This window comes from Hymenobacter swuensis DY53 (assembly GCF_000576555.1).
Classification (GTDB): Bacteria; Bacteroidota; Bacteroidia; order Cytophagales; family Hymenobacteraceae; genus Hymenobacter; species Hymenobacter swuensis.
In genome coordinates this window covers 4,642,176-4,667,870 of sequence record NZ_CP007145.1, presented here as the reverse complement: position 1 = coordinate 4,667,870, position 25,695 = coordinate 4,642,176, and the positions used below count along the sequence as shown (strand labels likewise).

Annotated in this window: 20 protein-coding genes; 11 read left to right on the top strand and 9 right to left on the bottom strand. The window is 60.9% G+C overall.

Annotation, left to right across the window (positions count from 1 at the left end):
* Positions 1-70: 70 nt before the first annotated feature.
* Together HSW_RS21255 and HSW_RS21250 are read right to left on the bottom strand one after the other, a co-directional pair.
* Entirely contained in the window at positions 71-1,180 is a 1,110-nt protein-coding gene (locus HSW_RS21255) for a mechanosensitive ion channel family protein (protein WP_052346726.1), read from the bottom strand.
* A gap of 121 nt (positions 1,181-1,301) precedes the next feature.
* Positions 1,302-2,531 (bottom strand): Glu/Leu/Phe/Val dehydrogenase dimerization domain-containing protein, encoded by a 1,230-nt coding sequence (locus HSW_RS21250; protein WP_044003756.1) that lies wholly within the window; start codon positions 2,529-2,531, stop codon positions 1,302-1,304.
* Positions 2,532-2,887: 356 nt separating this feature from the next.
* Between HSW_RS21250 and HSW_RS21245 the strand changes: the two genes are divergently transcribed.
* Complete coding sequence (locus HSW_RS21245; RefSeq protein WP_044003755.1) at positions 2,888-3,196, top strand: ArsR/SmtB family transcription factor; 309 nt, start codon at positions 2,888-2,890, stop codon at positions 3,194-3,196.
* Positions 3,197-3,288: 92 nt separating this feature from the next.
* Here the strand turns inward: HSW_RS21245 and hemA are convergent, their stop codons facing one another.
* Positions 3,289-4,560: a glutamyl-tRNA reductase gene (gene hemA / locus HSW_RS21240; RefSeq protein ID WP_044003754.1), complete on the bottom strand. Its 1,272-nt coding sequence runs from the start codon at positions 4,558-4,560 to the stop codon at positions 3,289-3,291.
* Positions 4,561-4,824: 264 nt separating this feature from the next.
* Between hemA and HSW_RS21235 the strand changes: the two genes are divergently transcribed.
* Positions 4,825-6,012, top strand: a complete 1,188-nt coding sequence (locus HSW_RS21235) for an ATP-binding protein (RefSeq protein ID WP_231501336.1) — start codon at positions 4,825-4,827, stop codon at positions 6,010-6,012.
* Positions 6,013-6,116: 104 nt separating this feature from the next.
* Here the strand turns inward: HSW_RS21235 and HSW_RS21230 are convergent, their stop codons facing one another.
* The 3 genes from HSW_RS21230 to HSW_RS21220 form a co-directional block, all read right to left on the bottom strand.
* Complete coding sequence (locus HSW_RS21230; RefSeq protein WP_044003753.1) at positions 6,117-7,238, bottom strand: lipocalin-like domain-containing protein; 1,122 nt, start codon at positions 7,236-7,238, stop codon at positions 6,117-6,119.
* Positions 7,239-7,287: 49 nt separating this feature from the next.
* On the bottom strand, positions 7,288-8,013 hold the full coding sequence (locus HSW_RS21225) for a carboxypeptidase-like regulatory domain-containing protein (protein WP_044003751.1): 726 nt from the start codon (positions 8,011-8,013) through the stop codon (positions 7,288-7,290).
* A 74-nt stretch (positions 8,014-8,087) separates the two neighbouring features.
* A complete protein-coding gene (locus HSW_RS21220; RefSeq protein WP_044003749.1) occupies positions 8,088-8,795 on the bottom strand; it encodes a peptidase associated/transthyretin-like domain-containing protein in 708 nt (235 codons plus the stop codon).
* 154 nt (positions 8,796-8,949) lie between these two features.
* Between HSW_RS21220 and HSW_RS21215 the strand changes: the two genes are divergently transcribed.
* From HSW_RS21215 to HSW_RS21205, 3 genes are all read left to right on the top strand, one after another.
* The gene (locus HSW_RS21215) at positions 8,950-10,713 is read left to right on the top strand and encodes an amino acid permease (protein ID WP_231501335.1); all 1,764 of its coding nucleotides are present in this window, start codon (positions 8,950-8,952) and stop codon (positions 10,711-10,713) included.
* 97 nt (positions 10,714-10,810) lie between these two features.
* Positions 10,811-15,643, top strand: a complete 4,833-nt coding sequence (locus tag HSW_RS21210) for a DUF3320 domain-containing protein (RefSeq protein WP_044003747.1) — start codon at positions 10,811-10,813, stop codon at positions 15,641-15,643.
* Positions 15,644-15,770: 127 nt separating this feature from the next.
* Positions 15,771-16,340 carry a hypothetical protein gene (locus tag HSW_RS21205; RefSeq protein ID WP_044003746.1) on the top strand — a complete coding sequence of 190 codons (570 nt, stop codon included), beginning with the start codon at positions 15,771-15,773 and terminating at the stop codon, positions 16,338-16,340.
* A 189-nt stretch (positions 16,341-16,529) separates the two neighbouring features.
* Here the strand turns inward: HSW_RS21205 and HSW_RS21200 are convergent, their stop codons facing one another.
* Both HSW_RS21200 and dusB read right to left on the bottom strand, forming a co-directional pair.
* Positions 16,530-17,492 (bottom strand): DMT family transporter, encoded by a 963-nt coding sequence (locus HSW_RS21200; protein ID WP_052346725.1) that lies wholly within the window; start codon positions 17,490-17,492, stop codon positions 16,530-16,532.
* A gap of 148 nt (positions 17,493-17,640) precedes the next feature.
* A complete protein-coding gene (dusB, locus tag HSW_RS21195; protein ID WP_044003744.1) occupies positions 17,641-18,630 on the bottom strand; it encodes a tRNA dihydrouridine synthase DusB in 990 nt (329 codons plus the stop codon).
* 151 nt (positions 18,631-18,781) lie between these two features.
* Here dusB and HSW_RS21190 point away from each other — a divergent pair, with 151 nt between their 5' ends.
* From HSW_RS21190 to HSW_RS21175, 4 genes are all read left to right on the top strand, one after another.
* On the top strand, positions 18,782-19,837 hold the full coding sequence (locus HSW_RS21190) for a CPBP family intramembrane glutamic endopeptidase (protein WP_081768550.1): 1,056 nt from the start codon (positions 18,782-18,784) through the stop codon (positions 19,835-19,837).
* Positions 19,838-19,903: 66 nt separating this feature from the next.
* Positions 19,904-20,860: a phosphatidate cytidylyltransferase gene (locus tag HSW_RS21185; RefSeq protein WP_044003742.1), complete on the top strand. Its 957-nt coding sequence runs from the start codon at positions 19,904-19,906 to the stop codon at positions 20,858-20,860.
* Between the two features lie 313 nt (positions 20,861-21,173).
* On the top strand, positions 21,174-22,463 hold the full coding sequence (locus HSW_RS21180) for a Glu/Leu/Phe/Val family dehydrogenase (RefSeq protein ID WP_044003741.1): 1,290 nt from the start codon (positions 21,174-21,176) through the stop codon (positions 22,461-22,463).
* A 235-nt stretch (positions 22,464-22,698) separates the two neighbouring features.
* Positions 22,699-23,379 carry a phosphatidylserine decarboxylase family protein gene (locus HSW_RS21175; protein WP_044003739.1) on the top strand — a complete coding sequence of 227 codons (681 nt, stop codon included), beginning with the start codon at positions 22,699-22,701 and terminating at the stop codon, positions 23,377-23,379.
* Positions 23,380-23,489: 110 nt separating this feature from the next.
* Here the strand turns inward: HSW_RS21175 and HSW_RS21170 are convergent, their stop codons facing one another.
* Positions 23,490-24,035, bottom strand: coding sequence for a dihydrofolate reductase family protein (locus HSW_RS21170; RefSeq protein ID WP_044003737.1), 546 nt, complete (start codon positions 24,033-24,035; stop codon positions 23,490-23,492).
* A 237-nt stretch (positions 24,036-24,272) separates the two neighbouring features.
* Between HSW_RS21170 and HSW_RS23235 the strand changes: the two genes are divergently transcribed.
* Both HSW_RS23235 and HSW_RS24875 read left to right on the top strand, forming a co-directional pair.
* Positions 24,273-25,151, top strand: a complete 879-nt coding sequence (locus tag HSW_RS23235; RefSeq protein WP_052346723.1) for a hypothetical protein — start codon at positions 24,273-24,275, stop codon at positions 25,149-25,151.
* A 57-nt stretch (positions 25,152-25,208) separates the two neighbouring features.
* Positions 25,209-25,664 (top strand): hypothetical protein, encoded by a 456-nt coding sequence (locus HSW_RS24875; RefSeq protein ID WP_231501334.1) that lies wholly within the window; start codon positions 25,209-25,211, stop codon positions 25,662-25,664.
* The last annotated feature ends 31 nt before the right edge of the window (positions 25,665-25,695 follow it).

Below are 25,695 nucleotides of genomic sequence, written 5' to 3'. Positions count from 1 at the left end.
TAAAAGTGAGGGGCCTTGAAACGTACGTTTCAAGGCCCCTCACTTTTATGCGCACTTCCGCACTGGGGGTTTACGCCGACAACCCGTTCACCTGTACAACAGTGGTGCCGGTGCTGGCGAAAGAGCCGCCAGCGTGTTCCACCACTTCTACCAGCCGGTAGTTCAGCTCTTCCTTCACCCGCAGGTACTCATCGTAGTTAGTGGTTTCCACGAAGTATTGTACCGTTATTTCCTTAGCAGCAGGGGTGAGGGCGGCAAATTGCATCTGCACTTCTTTGGTTACCAGCGGGTTTTCTTCGAGGGCCCGCTTGCCATCTTCCACAATGCGGTGCAGCTGCTGGCTGGTGGTGGTGTGGCTGAGGGCCAGGGTGAAGCTCACGCGCCGCGCTGTGCGCAACGAGAGGTTGTCTAACGGCTTGTCAATCATGCTCTTGTTGGGCACGGTCACGTAGCTTTTCTCGGCGGTGCGCAGGCGGGTGCTCCGGAAGCCTACCTTCTCCACGGTGCCCGTTACGGGGCCGACTTCCACCAAATCGCCCACGGCAAAGGGCCGGTCGAGGAAGATGGTGAACGAGGCAATCAGGTTTTCCAGGCTTTCCTTGGCCGCGAAGGCCACGGCTAGACCCCCGATGCCCAGGCCCCCAATCAGGGCCGTCACGTTCACCCCGAATACCCGGCTCAGCATCACCAGAAAGGTGAGCGTGAGCACCAATACCTTCAGCAAGTCTTTGGCGAAGGGAATCAGCTGGTTATTGAGGCGGGAAGTGGAGTGCTCGGCCCGGCGCTGAAACACTAGCACCACAAAATCAATAATGCGCAGCCCGATCCAGCCCATACCCCCGAACACGGCCAGCTGAAACACCCGGAACAGCAGCCGCTTCGCCCAGGGCTCGTTGTGGGCCAGCTCAGAGGTGCGCACCGGAAAATCGAGTACCTGGAACGCGAAGTAGGCCGTTATCAGGAAGATAACGATGGACAATGGCTGAATCAGCAAAGCCTGAAACTGGGCTTCGCTCACGCCCTCGGTCCGCTTGCGGATAAAGCGGAACACCAGTTTCGAGAGCAGCTTCGAGAGCAGCGTTTTGAACGCGTAGCCGAACAGCAGAATGCCCACGCACCACAGGTACGCCGCCACATTGTTGCCCAGAAAGCGGTAATGCAGTATTTCCTGAAGAGTCATGAAGGAAAGAAGCAGGAATGAATGTGCAGAGTGTGGGAGAGTGAGATGAATGGGAGAAATGATCCATTACTATCGGAACGGGTACATTCCTCACATTTCACCTACATTCTTCACACTCCATCTATACCAGCTGCCGAAGCGCCATTTCGAACGACTTCTGGGCAATGCCGGTGGTGGCGTCGCCCTGGTGGCGGGTGCGGGCCAGAGCCGCCCGGATGATGCGGGATGTATCCTGGAAGATAGCTTGGTCGGTAATTTCGGCGTTGGATTCCATCAGGTAGGCGAATACCCGGGCCATGCCGCAGTTGGCAATGAAATCGGGGATGACGCTGGTGTGGGCGTCGGCAAACTCGCCGGTAGGCCCGAAAAAGATTTCCGGGTCCTGGAACGGCACGTTGGCCCCGCAGCTAATCACCTCCAGCCCGCCGGCCACCAGCTGCTCCACCTGCTGGCGCGTAACCAGCCGCGAAGCCGCCGCCGGAATAAATATCTCGGCCCCGCTGCTCCAGATGCGCTGGTTCACGTCTTCAAAGGAGAGCAGGTTATCGGCCGCCAGGGCGTTGCCGTTGCGGTTCAGGAACAGCGCTCGGATTTCCTCCAGCGAGAAGCCTTCCTCCTTAATTAGGCCGCCGGCCCGGTCGATGATGCCGGTGATGCGCGCGCCTTGGCTGGCCAGGTAGTAGGCCGCCGCCGCGCCCACGTTGCCCCAGCCCTGGATGATGGCCCGCTTACCAGCCACGCTGCGGCCGCCCCACAACTCGTAGTAGTGGCGCACAGCCTCGGCCACGCCGTAGCCGGTAATCAGGTCGGCCACGGTGTATTTGCGGCTCAGGTCGGGGGTGAAGGTGGCGTCTTCCAGCACTTTCACCACGCCCTGGCGTAGCTGGCCCAGCTTCTGAATCTTCTGGGGCTCGGTGGCGCGGTAGTGGCCGTTCACGATGCCTTCCTGCGGGTGCCAGAGGCCGTAGTCTTCGGTAATCGGAATCACGTCGTGAATCTCGTCCACGTTCAGGTCGCCGCCGGTGCCGTAGTAGGCTTTCAGCAGCGGAATGACGGCCTTGTACCAGCGCTCCAGCACGCCACGCTTGCGCGGGTCCTGGGGGTCGAAGTTGATGCCTGACTTAGCCCCGCCAATGGCCGGCCCCGACACGGTGAACTTCACCTCCATGGTTTTGGCCAGGCTTTCTACCTCCCTCTTGTCCAGGCCCTTGCGCATGCGGGTGCCGCCGCCGGCCGCGCCACCGCGCAGGGAATTAATCACCACCCAGCCTTCGGCTTCGGTTTCGGAGTCTTTCCATTCAAAAACGATTTCAGGACGCTTGTTCTCGAACTTGGCCAGCAGGTCTTTCATTAACAGAAATAGGTAGGGGTGGGGGTGGGAAATTTCGGGGGCAAAGGTACGCAGGCATTCATGGCCGATGGTACCTGAAACGGACAAACCCAGACCCCCGGACCGGCATACTTGCTGTACCGGATAAATACCATGCGGGAAAATATCGTGCGTAAGCTCAACAGCAAAGCAGCCCTGGTTACGCGGATTTGTCCTTCGGCTCCATTGTTGCGTAGAAGCCTGTACGGATACAATTTTCTCGCCGGATATAATTTTTTTTTGCCCCTGGTATGCTGGGAGGAACTTTGCGGGTCTGGAATATCGTATTAAGCCTATTCCTAGATACCCACCCTCTGCTACCACCGTTGTAACGACATATGAAACCATTGCTGTCACGAGTAGAATCCAAAAAAGTAGACAAGGCCGCCGCCATGCTTAAAGTGCTGGCCCACCCCAAACGCCTCGCCATTGTTGACCTGCTGGGCAAAGAGGAGAAGATGACCGTCACGGAAATCTACCGTTCTCTTGATCTGCCCCAGGCCATTGCCTCCCAGCACCTCATCACCCTCAAAGACCGGGGCATTCTGTCCTCCTTCAAGGTGGGTACCAAAATCTACTACTCCCTCTCCATTCCCAAGCTGCTTGATGTAATCGACTCGCTGGAGGACTGCTGCGACACGATGTAAAGCCGGCTCGTTGCCGGGTGTCGTTGCCCAACCCATAAAAAAAGCCTGCCCGACGGATGTGTCGGGCAGGCTTTTTTGTGCTGTATACTTGCTTACGCTACGTCAGGGTGGCGTTCCAAGTCAAAAAGGTCGGTGAGTACATCGATAAGCTGATCAGCCTCGCCGCGCTTGCAGGCGGCTTTCAGTTGAATGACGGGCTGCTTGAGAATTTTCTGCATCAGCGAGCGGGTAATATCGTCCACGCGCTTCGCTTCCTCGGGGCTCATTTTTTTCTGGTAGCGGTCCATCTCCTCCAGCCGAATCTGCTCCAGGGCATTCTTGAGCTTTTGGATGGTAGGCGACACCATCATTTCCTTGCTCCAGTCCTGCAGCCCCGCCATGCTCTCCTCAATAATGGCGCGTACCTGCGGCACGGCAGCCAAACGGCGCTCCAACGCGGCCGAAGCCTTACTTTGGATGGCATCAATATTATAGACCAGCACCCCGGGCACCTGCTCCACATCGGCGGCAATACTGCGCGGCACGGAGAGGTCGATAAAGAACTTGTAGCTCAGCACGTCAAGGTGCGCCACCAGCTCACGGGTGAAAAAAGGCTCGTCGCGGGCAATGCTACTGATAATGACATCGGCCTCTTTGAGGCCCTGTACCAGGTTTTCGAAGTCGATTACCTGTAAGCCACACTCCTGGGCCAGCTCGTCGGCCTTGGAGCGGGTGCGGTTGCAGATGGTGACGTCGGTGAACACCTTACTGTCGCCGAAGTGGCGGCATACATCGGCCCCGATTTCGCCCAGGCCTACTACCAGCACGCGGGGGTTGGCAATGTCGGCCGTCAGCTCTTCCACCAGCTCCAAGGCAGCATAAGAGGTAGAAGCCGCGCCGTCGCGGAACGAAGTTTCCTGCTGTACGCGCTTATTGGTAAAGAATACGGTGTGCAGCAGGCGGTGCAGAAACGGCCCGGCTGCGTCTGCATCGGCTGACCACTGGTATGCCTGCTTTACCTGATTGCTGATCTGCAAATCGCCTACCACCTGCGCATCGAGGCCCATTGCTACCTCGAAAAGATGGCGTACAGCGTCAGTCTGCTGATCCAGCACATCGAAGTAAGGGAAGTATTCAGTTACCTCCGGCAGGCCTTTCAGCTGGCCCAGCGCCTCAATAATGGTCGGGCTCTGGTCACGCTCGGCGGAATAATACACTTCCGTCCGGTTGCAGGTGCTCAGCACGAGCAGGTCTTGGAGGGCCAGCTCATGGTGCAGGGTATATAAGAAACGCCGACAGGCAGCCTCATCCAACGCAATCAGCTCCCGAATGGCGAGAGGTGCTTTTTTGAAGGAAAGACTAAGGGCCTTGAATGAATGGAGCATAGCTGGTGCTAGTGCGAAAATCAGGGGGCAAAAATACGCTACAAATTGCTAGGTAAAAACAGTTGATGTACGCCCAGGGTTCGGAGAGAGTTAAAATTGGGGCAAAAACCCGGTTCACATCGGCTAATGGCCGATTATCAGGGGTAAAGCCGGCGAAAATCATTTTTCCCATGTCAGCTACCGTGGACCTTGCCGGGGCAGTGGCCGTATCTTCGCTGAGGAGTCGGCCGTATCCGGCACTCCCGTCACCGTTCCGCTTCGCCTGTGCTACCCATTCCTATTTACGACCAGAAATCCCGCATCAAACTCGTTATTGTGGCCGTAGCCCTGCTAATTGGGGCGGCCACGGTCATCTATACCAACGTGCTGGTGCAGCGCCTCTCGGAGCGGGAGCAGGAGCAGATTGACCTCTACGCCAAAACCCAGCGCTACATCATCAACACTGAGGAAACCTCGAACCTGTCGTTTCTGATGGACGAGATTATCGGGGCCAACACCACCATACCGGTAATTGTGACGGACGGGGAGGGCAACATTGTGGATGCCCGTAACGTGAGCGTGCCCAAGGGCGTGTCGGAGCAAACCTCTATCCGGCTGCTGCGAAAGGAAATTGAACTGATGAAGGAGCAGCACCCGCCTATTATCATTGAAATAGGGGCGGGGCTGCGTAACTTCCTGTACTATAAGGAGTCGGATCTGCTGACGCAGCTGCGGTACTACCCGCTGGTGCAGCTGGCTATTATCGGGTGCCTGGGCGTTATTGCGTACTTCGCGTTCAGCTACTCCCGCCGCGCCGAACAGAACCGGGTGTGGGTAGGGCTAGCCAAGGAAACCGCCCACCAATTGGGCACGCCCCTGAGCAGCCTAGTGGGCTGGCAGGCGTATTTGCGTGAGAGTGAGCGGTTCCGGGATGAGCCGATTGTGGAGGAACTGGGCAAGGACATCCGGCGGCTGGAGATTATTACCGAGCGGTTCAGCAACATCGGCTCGGTGCCGGTGCTCAACGACGAGAACATCCTACGCGTGACCCAGAACGCCATCAGTTACCTGCAGAGCCGGGTGTCGCGGAAGGTGAGCTTCGAGGTAAAAACCGACCTGCCCACCGACACGCCCGCCCAGGTAAACATCCCGTTGTTCGACTGGGTCATCGAAAATATCTGCAAAAACGCTGTGGATGCCATGGACGGCCGGGGCAGCATCACCATTCACCTGCGCCGCCCCATCCGCAACAAGTCCCAGATTGCCATTGATATTACCGATACCGGCAAGGGCATCCCGAAAAGCAAGATGGAACGGGTGTTTCTGCCCGGCTACACCACTAAAAAGCGGGGCTGGGGCCTTGGTCTGGCCTTGGCCAAGCGCATCATCGAGAACTATCATAAGGGTCGCCTCTTCGTGAAATGGAGCGAGCCGGGCCGTGGTACCACCTTCCGGGTGATTCTGAACGGGTAATTTTTAGACCTGAGATTAACTATAAGAGGGGAGAAGTAAGAATTTCGTTCAGTTGGGCCAGCAGGCTTCCAGAACAGAAGTCTCACCTCTTATAGTCTCAGTTCTTACTTCTCTTTTCCCCGGTTGGTCAGCTCTACGTAGCTGTTGCCCTGGACGGGGCGGCCGTGGTGGGTGCCTTCTACCTGGCACATACCTTCCCAGTAGTGCATCTTGATGCCGGCGAAGAGCTTGAGCGTGAGTTCCTGGTCGGCTACCAGCGGGGTGATGGTGAGGTCGTACTCCTGGCTGGGGATGCGCAGACGCCATTTGCTTGGGTAGCGCAGCCGGGAGTGGGGGCTGGTCCAATAGTCGAGGACCTCGAGCTGGAAGTCGTCCGCTTTCAGATCCTCATTCTGGCTGGGGCCGCTGTAAGTGCCGCCGCTCACGGTGCGGCTGGAGTTGCGGTCAAACAGCAGGTAGGTCATGATATCGTGGCGCGTGGTGGCCGGGGCCGCGCCGGGCTGGGGGCCGGCCTGGGCGGTAGCGGCCGGGTCGGTTTCATCGAGCTGCAACGAAAACCAGTCCCAGCCGATGCCTTTGTTGGTCACGCTGTTGCAGTTCCATTGCCGGTCGTACCACAGCTCGCCCTCCACCTCGTGCACCTGGCCGTTTACTTCCAGCGTGCCGGTGGCCGTGAGGCGGGGGTAGCTATAGTAGCCGGCTTTGGCCACGTCGCCGTAGTTTTCATAGCCGGTGCCGCTGTGCAGCAGCACGGGTTTGGCGGGGGTAGTGCGCAGATCGAGGGCATGGCCCTGGTGGGCGGCCATGCGGCCCTGCAAATGGTAGCGGCCTTCCTGCCCGTCGAGGGTCCAAGTCTGGTCTTTTTTCTCGGCGTGCAGGCTCAGCGGCAGCTTAGGTTCCAGGAGCTGCGGGAGGCGCTGCACCTTGTAGTCGTAGCGGAACTGTTTGGCCTGTGGGTCGGTGAGGGCGAAGTTCACCATCTGCCAGTCGCGCTTGCCGTTCAGGTTAAAGTGGAAAAACACGTACTCCACTCCAAACTGCTCGCCGGTTTTCCGGTCGCGCAGGTGGCCGGTGAAGTACCACCACTCCAGGGAGTTTTGTTTGTGCACGGCCTCCTCCTGGGGCAGCTGGGCCCGCTCCGTGAACACGTCGAATTTGTTGGTCGGCTTCAGGGCGCAGCCCGAGGCCATGAATAGCAGGAAAATAGCCAGCAGTAAATTCTTCATACTGCCGGAATAAGGAGTTGAGGGGCCGAAAGGTTTGCTGCTGGCTGATTTAATGACGCCGAAATGGTTGTGTCAGCCGCTGCCACAGGCTGCGGGGGGAATACCAAGGTGATACGGAACAGCCTCCTACCACAATTCGCTCATTCATGGCTTTCTCATCAACAGCAAGCTTTATATAGATGTCTTGGCCTTTGAAATCTGCCAACACGACTTGTTGGGTAAAATAACCAATTGAAGCAACGGTGAGCTGGCTGGCGGCCGCAGATAAGCCTGGTAACTCGAACGTTCCGTCCGAATTGGTAGAAACCCCTATAGTAGTGTTCGTCAAAAGCACCGTCACCCCTGGCAGTCCTGCACCCGTAGCCGCATCCGTCACCCGGCCCCGAATACTCCGGTTGGGTGAAGTGGCCGCTGGTGCTACCGTTTCCCCCAACAATACCCGCTGCTCCTGCGGGGCGACGAGGCGGGTTTGGGCCGCCACCGGTCCGGCCACGCCCAGCCCCAGCACCGCCAGGGCAGCCGCCAGCCACCGACGCGAAGCCGGTGCTTCGGCCGTGGCCCGGAGCGGGCGGTTCAGCTGCTCCGTCTGGAACCGGCCGCAGCTGGGCCCGGTGGGCCGGCTCAGAAAAGCCACCACCTCGGCGTCGGTCAGGCGGGTAAAGTCAACTACTACCTTATCACAGGCGGCGCAGTGGCGGCCCTGGGCGGCGGGTGTCATGGCGGCCCAGCTCTCATGGCAGGGTTGCGGAACGGTGAGGGTGTAGCGGGCAGGCATGGCAGTAGGGTAAGGTTCGGTCTGTCTGATGCCGGACCGGGCCGGATTCCACACGCGGCGGTGGGAAAGCTGGGCTAGTGGGAAATTTTTGGGGGCGGCGCCAGGTGCATTACCCGCGACATGACGGCCGGCGAGTAATTTTCCTGAGGTTCCAGGACAGGCATGCCAATCATGGGCCCCGGGTTGCGCAGCCGGATTACAATAGGTCTGCTTTCATCCGCGGAGAAATAGCGGGGGATATACAAGCCGGGCTCCGGGTCATCGGGAGTCAGATGAGCCGGCTCAGGCTGAGCGGCTACCAGTTGAGTGCCGCGCAATGACCTGGGAAGTAGCAGGGCAAAGGTGCCCTCCGCATCGGTACGGGTATGGAAGGAGGTATCCTGCTCGCTGATAATAATGGCCTGGGCCAGCGGCTGGCCACTTCCCTTATCCACCACCTTGCCACGTACCAGAATAGAATCCTGGTGTACGAGCGTCTCTTTAGCTGGCAGTTCCGGGCTCAGGGTTGAACCGGCTGACGAGCTCGTTTCGCAGGACGACAGAGTGAGAACGGCCGCCGCCAGCCACGGTGCCCAACTGGCAAGCGGATTGATCTGCTCTTGCCGAAACCGGCCGCACACCCGGTCCGGCTGCCGCAGCGCGGCCACAGTTTCGGCTTCGGTCAGGGAAGTGAAATCGACTACCACCTTGTTGCAGGCGGCGCAGTGGCGGCCGCCGGAAGCGGGCGTCATATCGGCCCAGGAGGCCGGGCAGGGCTGGGGGAGCGAAATACGGGAAGCCATAGCCGGAAGATACCATTGGCACGCCAACCCATGCAGCCGCCCGCCATTATTCTGTATCTTTTGCCCCCTGAAGCAAACGCGGGGCCCTATCTGCCAAGTGCGGATCGGGCGTCAGTTTGCTCAGGTTTCCCTTTCTACCCTCTCACGCCCGATTTTGTCAACCCCCCTGCCTCCCTCGCGCCTCAGCGGCCTGTTTCGCCGCAAAAGCCTCGACGACATTCTGCACAACCCGCCCGCCGACGCGGAAGGCCACGGCGGCCCTGCCGGCGGCCTGGAGCGCCACCTCACCGTTCGGGACCTGACTGCCCTCGGTATTGCGGCCGTTATCGGGGCCGGTATCTTCAGTACCATCGGCAACGCCTCGCATGATGGCGGCCCGGCTGTGTCGTTGCTGTTCGTGTTTACGGCCATTGCCTGCGCCTTCTCGGCGTTGTGCTATGCGCAGTTTGCGGCCACCATTCCTGTGTCGGGCTCGGCATATACTTACGCTTACGCTTCCTTCGGAGAGCTTACGGCCTGGATTATCGGGTGGGCGCTGATTATGGAGTACGCGGTGGGCAACATCGTGGTGGCCATTTCGTGGTCGGATTACTTTACCGGGCTGCTGAGCGGCGTGGGCGTCAACGTGCCTATCTGGCTCACGATGGGCATGCAGAGCGCCCACAAATACTACAACGAAGTGCTGGCGTTGATGCAGGCCGGCAAGCCGCTGAGCGAAGCTTCAGCGGCCCAACTGGAAGGCTACAAAGCCTGGAGCGCGGCTCCCGAAATCGGGGGCGGGCTGCGGCTGGTGCTGGATCTGCCGGCCGGGCTTATTACCCTGGCTATTACGGCGTTGGTGTACGTGGGTATCAAGGAAAGTAAGAACGCTAGCAACCTGTTGGTGGCCCTGAAGCTGGTGGTAGTGGCCGTGGTGATTCTGGTAGGCGCGTTCTACGTGCAGCCCGAAAACTGGAGCCCGTTTGCCCCCAATGGCATCGGCGGCGTGCTGAAAGGCGTGTCGGCGGTGTTCTTCGCCTACATCGGCTTCGATGCCATTTCGACGACGGCGGAGGAGTGCAAAAACCCCCAGCGCGACCTGCCCCGGGCCATGATTTACGCCCTCATCATCTGCACCATTCTCTACGTGATTATCACCCTGATTCTCACCGGTATGGTGAACTACAAGGAGCTGGCTGTGGGCGACCCGCTGGCGTATGTGTTCAACAAAGTAGGCGTGAAGTGGCTGGGCGGCGTGGTGGCCGTGTCAGCGGTGCTGGCTATGGCCTCGGTGCTGCTGGTGTTCCAGATCGGGCAGCCCCGCATCTGGATGACCATGAGCCGCGACGGGCTGCTGCCGCCGGTATTCTCCCGGGTGCACCCCAAGTTCCACACGCCTTCGTTCAGCACCATCGTGACGGGCTTCTTTGTAGGCGTGCCGGCCATGCTGCTGAACATGGACCTAGTGATTGACCTGACGAGCATTGGGACACTGTTTGCCTTTGCCCTGGTGTGCGGCGGCATCCTCATCATCGACCCCCACGGCCAGAGCAACGCCCGCTTCAAGGTGCCCTACATCAACGGCCAATTTCTGGTGCCGCTGGTGCTGCTGGTCGGGGCCGGGCTGCTGTTTATGTACAACCAGGCCGGTATCCGCGAGTTTACGCAGGCTTTCAGCAGCTACGAGGAAGGCCGCCACTACATCCCGATGCTGGTGTTCTTCGGGTTCTGCCTGGGCCTGGCCTGGCTCTCGTTCCGCAAAAAGCTGAGCCTGCTGCCCACGCTGGGCCTGCTTACCAACCTCTACCTGATGACCCAGCTCGGCATCAACAACTGGCTGCTGTTCTTTGGCTGGCTGGTGATTGGGTTGGCCCTGTACTTCAATTACGGCTTCAAACACTCGAAGCTAGGTCTGAAGAAGGCTGCGGCAGTGTCGTAAACAGGCTGTTTTCTGGCAGCTTCACAAACCCGTCGGCATCCGTTGCCGACGGGTTTTGTATGGTAAGTGCGCGTAATTCTTGCCGGATTTGTAGTGTATGTCGACTGATTCTACTGCTGCTTCTACGTTGACCGTTCGTCTGGAAGCATCCCGCCAGGAGCTGCTGGACTTGGGTTTACGCAACCCGTTGCTCAACTTTCGTCCCTCGAAAGCGCGGGGCGTTGAGGTAGTTGGCGAGCAGTCGGCGGCAGTATGGGAACTGCTGGTGCGCAAAGGGCGTGCAATGGTATTTGCCCCCGTCCCGGAAGTAGCATTGCCAACTCCCGTCGGCTGGAAGGGCGACGCGGAGCGGGCCGCCCGCCGGGCCGCAACCTTGGGTTTGCCCGTGCCCGCCGCTGTAACGCCCCAGCAGCTTACCACCGCCGCCGTACTTGCCGCCGATGCTGCGGACAACAAGCTGCAAACCGCTGAGCCGCTGGCCAAGCTGGAAAGCCGCCTGCTGAACACCTACTACACCGCCCGCACCAGCCTGGAGGAACAGGGCGTAAACATCCTGTACCTGGCCCTGGGGATGCTGAGCTGGTACGAGGCCGACAGTACCGAGGAAGCCCGGCAGGCCCCGCTGGTGCTGGTGCCGGTGCTGCTGGAGCGCGGCACCGCCGCCGAGCGGTTTAAGCTGCGCCACACCGGAACCGAAATCGAAAGCAACCTGAGTCTGCAGGCCAAGCTCAAAGCTAGCTTCGGTCTGGTGTTGCCGCTGCTGGAGGAGGAAACGTCCCTGGCCGACTATTACGCGGCCGTAGCGGCTGCCGTGGCGGGCCTGCCGCGCTGGGAAGTAACCCCCGATTCCGTTGCCCTGGGCTTCTTCTCCTTCGGCAAGTTCCTACTCTACCGCGACCTGGACCCCGCTACCTGGCCCGCCGACAGCCCGCTGCTTAACCACCCCGCCATCAAGGCTCTGCTGGGTCCGAATACCGGCTTCCGCGACGCGGCCCCGACGGTGGGCGACACGGCCTTTCTGGATACCGAAAGCTCTGCCCACGAGCTGCATCAGGTGCTGGACGCCGATTCTTCGCAGCTGTTGGCTTTGCTGGCGGTACAGGAAGGGCGCAACCTGGTGGTGCAGGGCCCTCCCGGCACCGGCAAGTCGCAGACCATTGCCAACCTGTTGGCCGAGGCCATTGGGGCCGGGAAGAAAGTGCTGTTTGTGGCCGAAAAAATGGCCGCGCTGGAAGTAGTAAAGCGCCGGCTCGATGCCCTGGGCCTGGGCGCGGCCTGTCTGGAGCTGCACAGCCACAAAGCCAACAAAAAAGCCCTCCACGACGAGTTGCGGCAGACCCTGAGCCTCGGCCGCCCCGCCACGGCCGCCAGCGTGGAAGACCAGATAACCCAGCTGCCCCGCTACCGCCAGGCCCTCAACGACTACGCCCTGGCTGTAAACGCACCCATCGGTCACAGCCGCCGCACCGCCCAGCAGGTAGTTGGTGAGCTGCTGCGCCTAGCCGAAGAGCGAAGCCCGGTGGAGCTGCCGCGCATTGCCTTACCCAATCTGGCCACCTGGGCCGATGCCGACGCGACCCACGCCGAAGCATCGGCGACGCTTCTGCAGGCTACTCTGCAGAAAACCGGACCGCCCAAACACCTGCTTTTCTGGGGCAGCGAGCTGACGGTGTTATTGCCCGCTGACCAGTCCACCCTCACCGCCCAGCTGGCCACGGCCCAGGCCGCCGTGCAGGACCTGCAAACCCAGGCCGCTGCCATGGCAGCGCCGCTGGGTCTGGCTGGGCCTACTGACCGCGCCGCCGCCGAAAAGCTACTGCCCGCCGCCCGCCACGCTCAGCTGGCTCCGCCGCTGGCCGGCGCAGCCGTGGCCGATACGGCCTGGATGCAGCAAACCAGCCGCGTGACTGAAATTTTGCTGGCCGGCGCGACCTACACGGCCCTGCATCAGCAACATGACGCTGTGCTGCTGCCCGAAGCCTGGGACCAGCAGCTGCTGACGGAGCGGGCCGTTTTGCTCTCGTACGGCGGCAAGTGGTGGAACGTCCTGAGCGGCGACTACCGCCGCGCCCGCCAACGCCTGCAACGCCTGTGGCGCGGCCCTCTACCCAAAGATGCGGCCGAACTGCTACCTGTCATCGACGCCATCCACGAAACCACCCGCCACCGCCAGACCCTGACCGAAGCTGATGCCTGGGCCGGTGCCCTGTTCGGCCCCGCCTGGCAGGGCACGCACTCCAGTTGGCCGGCGTTGGCCAAAACCCAGGAATACCTGACCCTGACCCACCAGCGCATCAGCCGGGGCGAGCTGCCCAAAGAGCTGCTAGGGTATTTGGCGGCTAACCAATCATTGGGCTCTACTTCTTCCTTTGATGAAAGGGGGAGGCAGGGTGAAGCCCACCGCCAGAACGACCTTGCCGACCAGTTAGCCGCCCTCGAAACTGCCCTTACTCAGCACCGCGCCGCCCTTCAGGCCGTAGCAGATAGTCTGCAGCTCAATGAAGTGCGCCGCTTCGGGCCAGCTGGCCGGCTGCAGTTTCATGCCTTTGATAATCAGCAGCAAACCCTGGCCGCCTGGGCAGCCGACGTACCCGCCCTGCGCCTGATGATAGAGTGGAACAACGTGGCCGCCAGCGTGCACCAGGAACAGCTGCCGGAACTATTGCTACTGGCCGAAAGCTGGCCGGATGCCCCCCGCTTTCTGGCCGCCGCCGTGCGCCAGACGTGGCTGGAGTACCTGCAGCGCCGAGCCTACGAGCAGCACCCGGCCCTGCGGCAGTTCGAGCGGGCCAGCCACGAGGAGCTGGCCGCCCGCTTCCGTCAGGCTGACCAGGATTCATTGTACCACAACCGTATCCGGGCCCTGCGTCGCCACCACGAGGGCCTGCCCCACCCGCAGGCCGGCGGACAGATGCTGCTGCTCAAAAACGAGTTTGCCAAAAAGTCCCGCCACAAGCCCCTGCGCCGCCTGATGGCGGAAGCCGGGCGGGCAGTGCAGGCCATCAAGCCGGTGTTTATGATGTCGCCGCTGTCGGTAGCCGGCTACCTGCCGCCGGGGGCGGTGGAGTTTGATCTGGTAGTGTTCGATGAGGCTTCGCAGGTAAAGCCGGTGGATGCGCTGGGTGCCATTGCCCGGGGCCGGCAGCTGGTGGTGGTCGGCGACTCCAAGCAACTGCCGCCTACCTCGTTCTTCGACTCCCTAACCGGGGCGGGCGAGGAGGCTGATGAGGAAAACGTAACGGCCGACATCCAGAGTATTCTGGAGCTGTGCAAGGCCCGCCAGATGCCCGAGCGGATGCTGCGCTGGCACTACCGCAGCCTGCACCAGTCGCTTATTGCGGCCTCCAACCACCTGTTTTACGAGAACAAGCTGGTGATTTTTCCCAGTCCCGGCGGGCAGGGCCAGCTGGGGCTGGTGTACCATCAGCTGCCCGAAACCTACTACGAGCGGGGCACCACGCGCACTAACCCGCTGGAGGCGCAGGCCGTGGCTGAGGCTGTGCTGCACCACGCCCGCACCACGCCGCGCCTCACGCTGGGCGTGGTGGCCTTCAGCACGGCCCAGCGCCAGGCCATTCAGGATGCGCTGGAGAAGCTGCGCCGCCAGCACCCCGAAACGGAGGCGTTTTTCAACCGCCACCCGCACGAGCCGTTCTTCATCAAAAACCTGGAAAATGTGCAGGGCGATGAGCGGGACGTCATCCTCATCAGCATCGGCTACGGCCGCACCAAGGATGGCTACCTCCCCATGAGCTTCGGGCCGCTGAACGGGGAGGGCGGGGAGCGGCGGCTCAACGTGCTGATAACAAGGGCCAGGCAGCGTTGCGAAGTCTTCACCAACATCACCGCCGACGACCTGGACCTTAGCCGGACTCGCGCCAAGGGCGTGGCAGCGCTCAAAACCTTCCTCAACTTCGCCCAGCACGGCCGCCTGAACCAGAACAAGGACACCGGCCGCCCGATGGAGTCGCCCTTTGAGGAGGCCGTACACCGCGCCCTCATGGCGCGGGGCTACGTGGTGCGTCCGCAAATTGGCAGCCAGGGCTTTTATATTGATTTGGCCGTGATGGACCCCGACCAGCCCGGCCGCTACGTGCTGGGTATTGAGTGCGACGGAGCCATGTACCATTCGGCCCGCTCGGCGCGGGACCGGGACCGGCTGCGCCAGCAGGTGCTGGAAGCCGTGGGCTGGCGGCTGCACCGCATCTGGAGCACCGACTGGTTCCGGGACCCGCAGCGCGAAACCGAACGCGCTGTGCAGGCCATTGAAGAAGCCCGGCGCCGCGCCACCCAGGACGACCCCGACGAGCCGGAAGAGCCAGAAACAACTGCGGAAACCACTGGTATTGAGCGGGAAGATCTGCCGGTTGAAAGCCCGGCACTAGCCGAACCTTACCAAGTAGCCCAGTTGCCGGCCGCCGTGGGTCACCGCGAGCTGCACCAGCACGGCCTGGGCCAACTCGCCAACTGGCTCACCCAGATTGTCCGCATTGAAAGCCCGATTCATCTTGATGAAGCCACCCGCCGGCTGGGCCAAGCCAGCGGGGCCACGCAGGTAGGAGCCCGCATGCGCAAAGCCGGCCGCGACGCGGCGCTACTGGCCGCTAACCTGCGCCACCTGCGCCAGCAGGGTGATTTTCTGTGGGACATCAGCATGCAACAGCCGCCCCTGCGCGACCGGAGCCAGCTGCCCGCCATTTCCCGCAAGCTGACGTTTGTGGCTCCCGAGGAGCTGGCCCGCGCCCTACGCACCGTGGTGGAGCAGAGCTTTGTCCTTCCCCGCGAGGCCGTATTCCTGCCTACGGTACGCTTGCTCGGCTTCAGCCGATTATCCGAAGAAATGCGCCAGCAACTGGATGCGGTACTGGCTGGTTTGCTGGAAAGCGGGGAGGTAGTGGAAGTGAATGGCGTGCTGAAACCGGCGGAGTAATCGGGTCGGGAAAACAGAACGTCAGGTCGAGCTTGCCGAGACATCTCGCGTGCTGACGTTGCCAACCTAATCTGATTACTACCCCAAGCGAGTTGTTTCGACAAGCCCGAACGTACTTATTCCGCCTATGCTGCCTCCCGGCGAAACCATCCTGCTCACCCTGCGCTTAGCCGGCTCCATCCCAACGCGGGCGGGTCGGCAGTTGCACGCCCAGCACATAGCCGCCCGGCAAGCCGCCGACTCCCCGGAGGCGCACCGCCGCGCTGAGAAACAGTTCTTCGCCGGCTTCGATGCGCTGCTGGATGCCCGCACCGTGGGGCCGGATTATTTGACGAAGGAAAAACTGGCCGAAACTGTGGCCGGCGAGCTGCTGATGCTGGAGGAGCAGGGGCTGCGGGTGCCGTGCTTCGTGCTGCTGCCCAACCACCTGCATGCCGTGCTGCATCTACCCGTCGGCTCCAGCCTCTCGCTCTATAAAACCGTGGAACTGCTGCACCAGCGCACCGCCAACCTGGCCCGCCGCCTGCTGCGCGGCCAGCTCCCGCCGGAGGCCGACTTCTGGCAACCTGGCTTCCACGAACTGCCGGTGCTGGATGCCCCGGAGCTAACCCGCATCCAAACGTACCTGCTGGCCCACCCGCAACGCCTGCACCTGCCGGAACGCTTCCACGACTGGCCTTATGTGTATGGCGGGTGATAGGATGATAGCCGTCATCGCGAGGCAAAGCCGAAGCAAGCCTTCCTTCATATAGTACGAAGCCCCAACCTACTTAAAGCCCCCTGACATCTGATTCCAGAACCAGATGTCAGGAGTTTTATGCTACCCAAAACACAGCGCCCTGAACTGTCATTGTGAGGCGGAGCCGAAGCAATGACAGTTCTATCCCTACTTCGCCCGGTGAATGATGGCCACGCTCACCAGGATAATTACCATGCCCAGCAGGTGCCAGAGGTTGAAGCTTTCCCCGTCGAGCAGGCCCCAGGCCAGGGCTACCACGGGCACCAGGTAGGTGTTGGAAGCCGCGAACAAAGCTGTGGAGCTTTGGATAAGCTTATTAAACAGAACCATAGCCACGGCTGTGCTCATGGTGGCCAGCAGGGCAATGTAGCCGAACGCTGTCCAGGCCCCTGGCACATGCTGCAGCTTATGTACGAACTCCGTGCCCAGCAGCAAAAACACCAGCGCCGGCCCCCCGATAAACAGCAGCAGCAGCCCCGTCACGGCCAGCGCCGGAATGCCTTGGAAGTGGTGCTTAATCACGTTCACGCTCACGCCGTAGCCTAGCGTGGCCAGCACAATGTAGAGGCCGTACCAGGCATTGCTTTCTCCCGAAGGCGTGGCGTCGCCGCCGCTGCCGCCCAGCAGCATCAGCACTACTGTACCCGCCAGCCCCAACCCGATACCCAGCACCCGCAAACCCGTGAGCCGCTGCCCGAAAAAGGCCGCGCCCACTACCAGTGTAAACACGGCCGTGAGGGCGTTAAGCACGCCCGCCAGCCCCGAGGCCAGTCGGGTTTCGGCGTAGGCAAACAGAAAGGCCGGAATGAGGGTGCCCACCACGCCGCTCAGCAGCAGCCATTTAAACCGGCTGCGGTCCACTTTCCCCACGTGGCGCAAAGCAAACGGCAGCAGCAACAGCGCCGCCACGCTCACACGCGCCGCCCCCAGCTCCAGCGCTGAAAACACTACCAACCCCTTCTTCATCAGAATGAACGACGTGCCCCAGATGCTGGCCAGCACCAGCAGCAGCAGCCAGGCCGAGGCCGGTGTGCGGTGGGGCGGGGGCGAAGCCACGGGCGGCAGTTCGGGCGCGGCCGTCACGGCCGGGGCGGGAGTAGTGGTGGGCATGGGGTGGGGAGAGAGTCCTTTGTGGGAAGAAAAAAGAACGTCATGCTGAGCTTGCCGAAGCATCTCTACCGGAGCTAATCAAAGAAGATAGCCTCGCGGTAAAGATGCTTCGGCAAGCTCAGCATGACGTTCAATAACAATCGGTAGGCTACCCCACCAGCACCGGCTCGGCAGCAATGATTTCGTCCATAATGCTGTGGATTTCTAGTGGGTCGTTGCTGTCCACGAGGCGGCTGCGCCACTGGCGGGCACCTTCCAAGCCGCGGAAGTACTGGGCGTAGTGGCGGCGCATCTCAAACACGCCTGCCCGTGGGCCCTTCCATTCCAGGCTTTTCTCGAAATGCATGCGGCAGGCTTGCACCCGCTCCTCTACGGTGGGCGGTGGCAGCAACTGGCCGGTGGCGGCATAATGCTTCACCTCCCGGAAAATCCAGGGGTAGCCGATGGCGGCCCGGCCAATCATCACGCCATCCACGCCATAGCGATTTTTGTATTCCACGGCCTTCTGGGGTGAGTCGATGTCGCCGTTGCCGAAGATGGGGATTTTGATGCGCGGGTTGTTCTTGATGCGGCCAATCAAGTCCCAGTCGGCCTCGCCCTTGTACATCTGCACGCGGGTGCGGCCGTGCACCGTGAGGGCCTCAATACCAATATCCTGCAGCCGTTCGGCCACATCCTCTACGTTCTTGGTCGAGTCGTCCCAGCCCAGGCGGGTTTTCACCGTCACGGGCAGGTGGGTGGCGCGCACCACGGCCGAGGTCATTTCCACCATTTTGGGGATGTCGCGCAGCAGGGCCGCGCCGGCACCCCGGCAGGCCACCTGCTTTACGGGGCAGCCGTAGTTGATGTCGATGAGGTCAGGGCCGGCCTCGGTGCTGATGCGGGCGCACTCGCCCATCGTATCCACGTCGGAGCCGAAGAGCTGGATACCGATGGGCCGCTCGTAGTCGAATACGTCGAGCTTCTGGCGGCTTTTGGCGGCGGCCCGGATCAGGCCTTCCGAGGAAATAAACTCGGTGTACATCAAATCGGCCCCGCCCTGCTTACACACGGCCCGGAACGGCGGATCCGACACGTCCTCCATGGGCGCGAGCAGCAGCGGGAAATCGGGCAGGGCAATGTTACGGATGTGAACCACGGCAGGCTATTCTAGTATTTTGCGCAAATTTACGACATAGGATTTAGTGCCCGGTGCGTAGTGCCTGGTGCGTAGGTCGTTCAGCGGCAGAGTACGGTTGGCCTTTCCGGCCGCCAAGCACTAAAATCCAAGCATTAAGCACCAAAACACCATGAAAGGTTTCGTTTCCAGCAAGCTACACCCTTTGGCCAACCTGGCATTGCTGCTGGTGTTGCTGGTGGCCACGTTCAGTCTGTCTATGCTGCTGATTGCCATCAGCAGCAACCTGCTCTTCGGCGTGGGCCTGCTGGAACTGGGCAACGTGACGCAGCGCCCCGCCGACCACCCCAACGGCTGGGCCGTGTCGATGCTGAGCCAGGGGCTGCTGCTGCTGGGCGGTTTCGGGGGCGCGGCCGTGGCGCTGGCGGCCCTCACCGGCTACCGTTTGCCCGACTATTTCGCGCCCCGCCGGCCGGTGCCGGCGCAGTGGCTGCTGCTGGCGGGCGTACTCATCGTGGCAAGCCTGCCGGCCATGTCGGTGCTGATTTCCTGGAACGCCAAAATGCACCTGCCGGCCGCCCTGCAGGGTTGGGAGCAGGCAGCCAAGGAAATGGAGGAGCGGGCCCAAGAAATCACTCGCTACCTCACCCGGTTTTCGTCGCCGCTGCGGTTTGTGGTGGCCGTGCTGGTCATTGCGGTGGTGCCGGCCGTGAGCGAGGAGCTGTTTTTCCGGGGCGTGATTCAGCGCAACCTGGTGCAGTGGGCCGGCTCCCGGCACGTGGGTATCTGGCTGGCGGCCATTATTTTCAGCGCCATTCATTTCCAGTTTTTTGGGTTTTTTCCGCGGCTGGTGCTGGGCCTGGTGCTGGGCTACCTGTACGAGTGGAGCGGCAATATTCTGGTGCCCATGGCGGCGCACTTCACCCAGAACGCCTTTCAGCTGGTGCTGCTCTACGCCCAGCAGCAGGAGTGGTCGTCGTCGGATTTCGACCCCGATTCCACCGAGGCGCTGCCCTGGTACCTGGTGCTGCTGTCTTTGGGGGCCTGCGCCGTGGGGCTGTGGTACCTGCACCGCCAGCTGCGCGCGCCCCGCGCCGACGAGTTTCCTACCCAGATGCACACGCTCGGCAGCCACGGCGTGGCCGTGCGCCACGCCGAGCAGCTCCTGCCCGCCGCCCGCACCCTCAGCCACGACGGCGTGGATGCCACTAAAGCCGATCGTAACTAACCTGTAAGGCCCAGAATATCCGCTATTCCTATCCGATTTTCGCTTCTCATTCCCCCGCTTCTCCGTTTGACTTCTTCGCCCGCCCCCGTGCCCTCCGCCCCCGTGCCCTCCGCCGCTGAGCCCTCGGCCGACAAGCCCCCCATGTCCAACCTGGCCCAGCGCGTCATCTTTGGCCTGATTGGGGCCGCCCTGCTGCTGGGCAGCGTGTGGTACAGCGCCTGGACGTTTGCCCTATTCTTCGGGGCCGTGCAGATGCGGATGCTCTGGGAGTTTTACCGCATGATGCGCCACGCCGGCTACAAACCGGCCGCGCTGCTGGGCGGGGGAATTAGTGCGCTGATTTTTGCCGGCGTACTAGGCGTGGTGGTCGTAAATAACGCTACAGATTCTATTGGTCAGGGCATGCATGTTATTGTAGGTGATGCCCGTTCGGCCGGTATCATCCTAATGGGCATTTTGTTACTGCTGCCCACGTTGCTGATCCTGCGGGAAATGGCGGCCTGGCCCCGGGAGAAGCAGGATTTCTCGCCCTTTTCTAATGTGGGCGTGGCGCTACTGGGCCTGCTCTATGTGAGCCTGCCGATGAGCCTACTCAACGTGGTGGCCTTCACCGAAATTGGCTACGACTACCGCCGCATCTTCGCGCTGCTGCTGTTGGTGTGGGCGTCCGATACGGGAGCCTACGCGGCCGGCAAAACTTTCGGTAAGCACAAGCTGGCCCCCAAAATCTCGCCCGGCAAAACCTGGGAAGGGGCCGTGGGTGGCTTCGTGCTGACGCTGGTGGTGGGCTGGGGCTTGGGCTACCTGCTGCCCGAGCTTTCCCTGACCTACCGGTTGGTGGCGGCCGGTGCGGTGGCCGTGTTCGGGCCGCTCGGTGATTTGGCCGAGTCCATGCTCAAGCGCAGCGTGGGCGTGAAAGACTCCGGCCGCATCATGCCCGGTCACGGCGGCCTGCTGGACCGGTTCGATGCGTTTCTGTTTATTCTGCCGGTATTGGCGCTGCTGCAACTGCTGTGGGGCTAGGTCGCCGCAACGGGTAACCTCCTGACTATCGGGCGACTTTCGGCGGGAAGTCGCCCGATTTTTTTATGGCAGAAAACCGGCGGCTGTGTTGCGAAGAATAGCAGTAACTGAATAATAAACTGACAAACTCGCTGGCATTTCGCACGGAGTTTGCTACGTCGCTACTCCCGCCTGCGGCGGCCGGTATCGGCCGTGCCGCGTATGGGGTAAACCGCTTACCTTTGACCACCCAAAATTCCCGCGTACAGCCGGTTTGCCCACCATTCCGGCGTGCGTTTTCATTTCCTCAACCCACCCCAACCCCCACCTCCGTATGGCTGCCACCACGGTGTACAAAGAACCGGCTCCCCGCGTCGATGCCGAAAATCCCCTCGAATCTATGATGTCGCGCTTCAACGTGGCCACGGAAATCCTGGGCCTCGATGAAGAAACCTACAACGTCCTTAAAGCCCCCGATAAGCAGATCATCGTGCACATTCCTGTGACGATGGACAACGGCAAGGTACGCGTGTTTGAAGGCTACCGCGTGGTGCACAACACCATTCTGGGCCCCTCGAAAGGCGGTATCCGCTACGACAAGAACGTGCACCTCGACGAGGTGAAGGCCCTGGCCGCCTGGATGACCTGGAAGTGCGCCGTGGTTGATATTCCCTACGGCGGTGCCAAAGGCGGTATCATCTGCGAGCCGACCACCATGAGCGCCGGCGAAATTGAGCGTCTTACCCGCGGCTATACCTTGGCCATGAAGGACGTATTCGGCCCCGACCGCGACATTCCGGCTCCCGACATGGGCACCGGTCCGCGCGAAATGGCTTGGCTGATGGACGAGTTCAGCAAGACCGTGGGCGCTACCTCGCCCGCCGTGGTAACCGGCAAGCCCCTGGTAATGGGCGGCTCCTTGGGCCGCACCGAGGCCACCGGCCGTGGCGTGATGGTGTCGGCGCTGGCTGCCCTCAAGAAGCTGGGCCTCGACCCCACGCAGGTGTCGGCCGCTGTGCAAGGCTTCGGCAACGTAGGCTCCTGGGCCGCCAAACTGCTCAGCGAGCAGGGCGTGAAAATCAAGTGCATCTCCGACGTTTCGGGCGCGTACTGGAACGAGGCCGGCATCAACATTGATGAGGCCGTGGCGTACAAGAACGCCCACAAAGGCCGTCTCGATGGTTTCAATGGCGCGGTGCTGATGGAAAACGCCGATGACCTGCTGATTGCCGACGTGGACGTACTGGTGCCCGCCGCCGTGGAGGACGTCATCACCGAGCACAACGCCCACGACATCAAAGCCAAGCTGATTGTGGAAGGTGCCAACGGCCCCACCTCGGCCTCTGCCGACCCTATCATCAACGAAAAGGGCATCATGGTGGTGCCCGATATTCTGGCCAACTCGGGCGGCGTGACGGTTTCCTACTTCGAGTGGGTGCAGAACCGCCAGGGCTTCAAGTGGAGCGAGGAAATGGTAACCGAGCGCGCCGACCGCATCATGAACGATGCCTTCGAGAAAGTGTACGCCACGAGCCAGAAGTACAACATCCCAATGCGTATTGCTGCCTACGTGGTAGCCATCGATAAAGTAGCCCAGACTTATAAGTTCCGCGGCGGTTTCTAAGCCCTTACCCGGCGGTGCTACTGTATCGGTAGAGCAACTGGTTAATCAGTAAATAATGAGGCTGGCTCATATAGCCGCCACCGCTTATATTTGCTTTCGGATAGCCCGGGCCGGTGGCTCGGGCTATCTTTGTCTAAGTTGATTCGTAATGCGCCCAAGGGCGAGCCGCTACTTTTGTTTGTAGAAAGTCGTCTGAATCAGCGAAATCAACGTAATCAGCGCAAATCTGCGATTCATGAAGATCCACAAAGAAGGACGACGTATTCTGTTCTTTACCCTGCTGGCTTTGCTGGCTGCCAACCTGCTGCTGTTCCGGTATAATGCCGAAAACAGTGGTTTTAACAAGGTTTTTGCCGGTATTTCTGTCATCGTGTTTCTCACGCTGTTACAGTTTTTCCGCAGTCCGGCCCGTCGTCTCTTCACTCACGAAGACTTGGTTATTGCCCCCGCCGATGGCAAGGTGGTGGTGATTGAGGACGTGGAGGAACCCGAATATTTCAACGATAAGCGCAAGCAGATCAGCATCTTCATGTCGCCGATTAACGTGCACATCACCCGGAATCCTATTTCGGGTATTGTGCGCTACTTCAAGTACCACCCCGGTAACTATCTGGTGGCCTGGCACCCCAAAAGCAGCACCAAAAACGAGCGTACCACGGTAGTAGTCGAGTCGGAAGCCGGTCCGCTGGTGCTGTTTCGCCAGATTGCCGGGGCTATGGCCCGCCGCATTGTATGGTACGTGAATGAGGGCGATGAAGTAAGCCAGGGCGAGGAGTTCGGCTTCATTAAGTTCGGCTCCCGCGTAGATATTTTCGTGCCCGTGGACACGGAAGTAAAAGTGCAGATTGGGGAGAAGGTAAAAGGTGGCCAGACCATCATTGCCCAGCTCAAAACCACTGCCCCCAGCCTCTTTTAACCACGTATTTAGCCGGGTTTTTCGAATTGCACGGACTCGTTCCAACATAAACAGGCAACGGCCGCTCCAGTATCTGGGGCGGCCGTTGTGTTTTCGGGAGTAGTCAGATTTTAGCCGGTGGTTTCCGGCATTTCTGAGAGGCGGTAGTGGAGCAGAGTCATGCCGTCGGGCCAGGTTTGGGTGCGCAGCAGATGAAGCGGCTGAGTGTGCTCCTGATGTCGCCACAGCGGAATGCCTGCCCCAATCAGGCGCGGCACCACAAACAGCATCAGCTCATCTACCAGCCCTTCCGCCAGCAGCGGCGACGCCAGGGTACTGCCGCCAATTAGCCAGATGGTGCCACCCGGCTGCTGGCGCAGCTCCCGCACAAACCGCGTGGGGTCGTCGGTGATGAACTGCACCGAAGGGTGGGCCGCCTCATGCGGCGGGCGGCGCGTGAATACGTAGTTGGTGAGCGTAGGATAGGGCCACTCGCCGAAGGTGGTAATCTGCTCGTAAGTGGCCCGGCCCAGCAGCGTAGCGTCGGCCGTGGTCAGGAAGTCGGCGTAACCGTAATCTTCGCCCGGAGGCGGACTCGGTAGCCACTCCACCGAGCCATCGGGGGAGGCGATGAAACCATCGAGGCTGGTGGCAATGTAGAGAACAACTTTACGCATGTGGGAAGTGGTGGGATGGTTGGGTGGGAAGAAACGGAGCGGCAGACACAACTGACCAGAGCCAGCATAGACCTGCATACGGCAGCCTGCGGCCACCGGACTGCGGGAAGCGACAGGAAAGGACGAAAACTGAGGGGCGTGGGCGGGTAACTGCCTGAGGGGCTGCAGTAATACGCCGGTGTAAAATACAACATCTTTTGCCGCTCCGAATACCCCGATATTCCTTACTATTGGGGCATGGATGCAGCTGCATTGCTCACGACCATTCTGAGTGCCCAGGGCCCCGCTGATGTATTCAGTCGCCGCCGATACCGCCAGCAATACCTGGCCTACCTCAAGTTGCTGCACCCCGACGTGTGCGCCCTGCCCGGGGCCGCCGATGCCGTGGCCCGTCTCAATGCGTATGCGGAGCAGTTCAAAGCACTAGATACGCTGGAAGACGATGCCGGTACCATCCGCCGCCTCGATGAGCGGACCCTGCGCCTGGAGGGCGACACTGACCTGTTGCGCCGCTCGTACCAGAACTACCAGCAGCTTATGGCGTTTTCCGATGCGGCGGCCCGCAACTTTCAGCGCTACCTGCCGGCCCGTCTGGAGTGGCAGCAGGATGCTTTGGTGGCTACTGCGCCGCATTATCTGCTGCCACTGAGCGGCCTGACCGTAGCACCCGAACATGTAGGCTGGATTCTGAGCCGGGTACTGGAATTCGCGGCCTGGCTGCATCAGGTAGGCTTTTGCCACGCGGGTTTCAACCCGGAGTCGTTATGCGTGGTGCCGGAAACCCATGGTATCGTGTGCTTCTCGTTCTATCACCTTACCCCGCTGAACGGGCCGTTGCGCGCGGTATCGGGGCGGTATCTGAATTGGTATCCACCGGCCGTTTTCAGCCAGAAGCAGGCCACGGCTTACGTGGATGTGAGCCTGGTGCAACGGGTGGCCCTGTACCTGCTCGGCGACCCTTCGGGCCACGGCGTGAAGCTGAAAAAAACCGTGGATGAACGCCTGATCGACTTTCTGCTCACGCCTCACCAAAGTGCTTTCCAGACTCTGCGCGACTATCAGGAACTGCTACATAAGGTATTCGGCAGCCGCCAGTTTCACCCGCTGGAAGTATAGACCACTCGCTACAGCACGAAAACTCACTATTTCTCCACCTCACCACCTCACCACCTCATGGGCTACACCCGCTGGTCAGACGACGCGTACGATTACCTGCGCGACTCCCGGGCCGATTCCGGTACCGACGACATCTTTGCCAACAACCGTTTGGGCCGTGCCGATGCGCGGATGCTGCCCCACGGCGTGAAGTTCCGGGAAAGCCGTGACTCTGATATTCACCCCGAGTCTCTGGCCGTGGCCGTATTTCTGGATGTGACGGGCAGTATGGGCCGCATTCCGGAGGTGCTGGTGCGCGAGAAGCTGGGCGCGCTCATGAACACGCTTATTGCCCACGGCGTGGAGCACCCGCAAATCCTGTTCGGGGGCATTGGTGACCATATTTCGGATCAGTACCCGTTGCAGGTAGGCCAGTTTGAAAGCGGTACCGATGAGCTGGACCAGTGGCTGACCGGCCTGTATCTCGAAGGCGGCGGCGGCGGCCAGAGCATGGAGTCGTACACGCTGGCCTAGCTATTTGGGGCCCGGCATACCTCGCTCGACT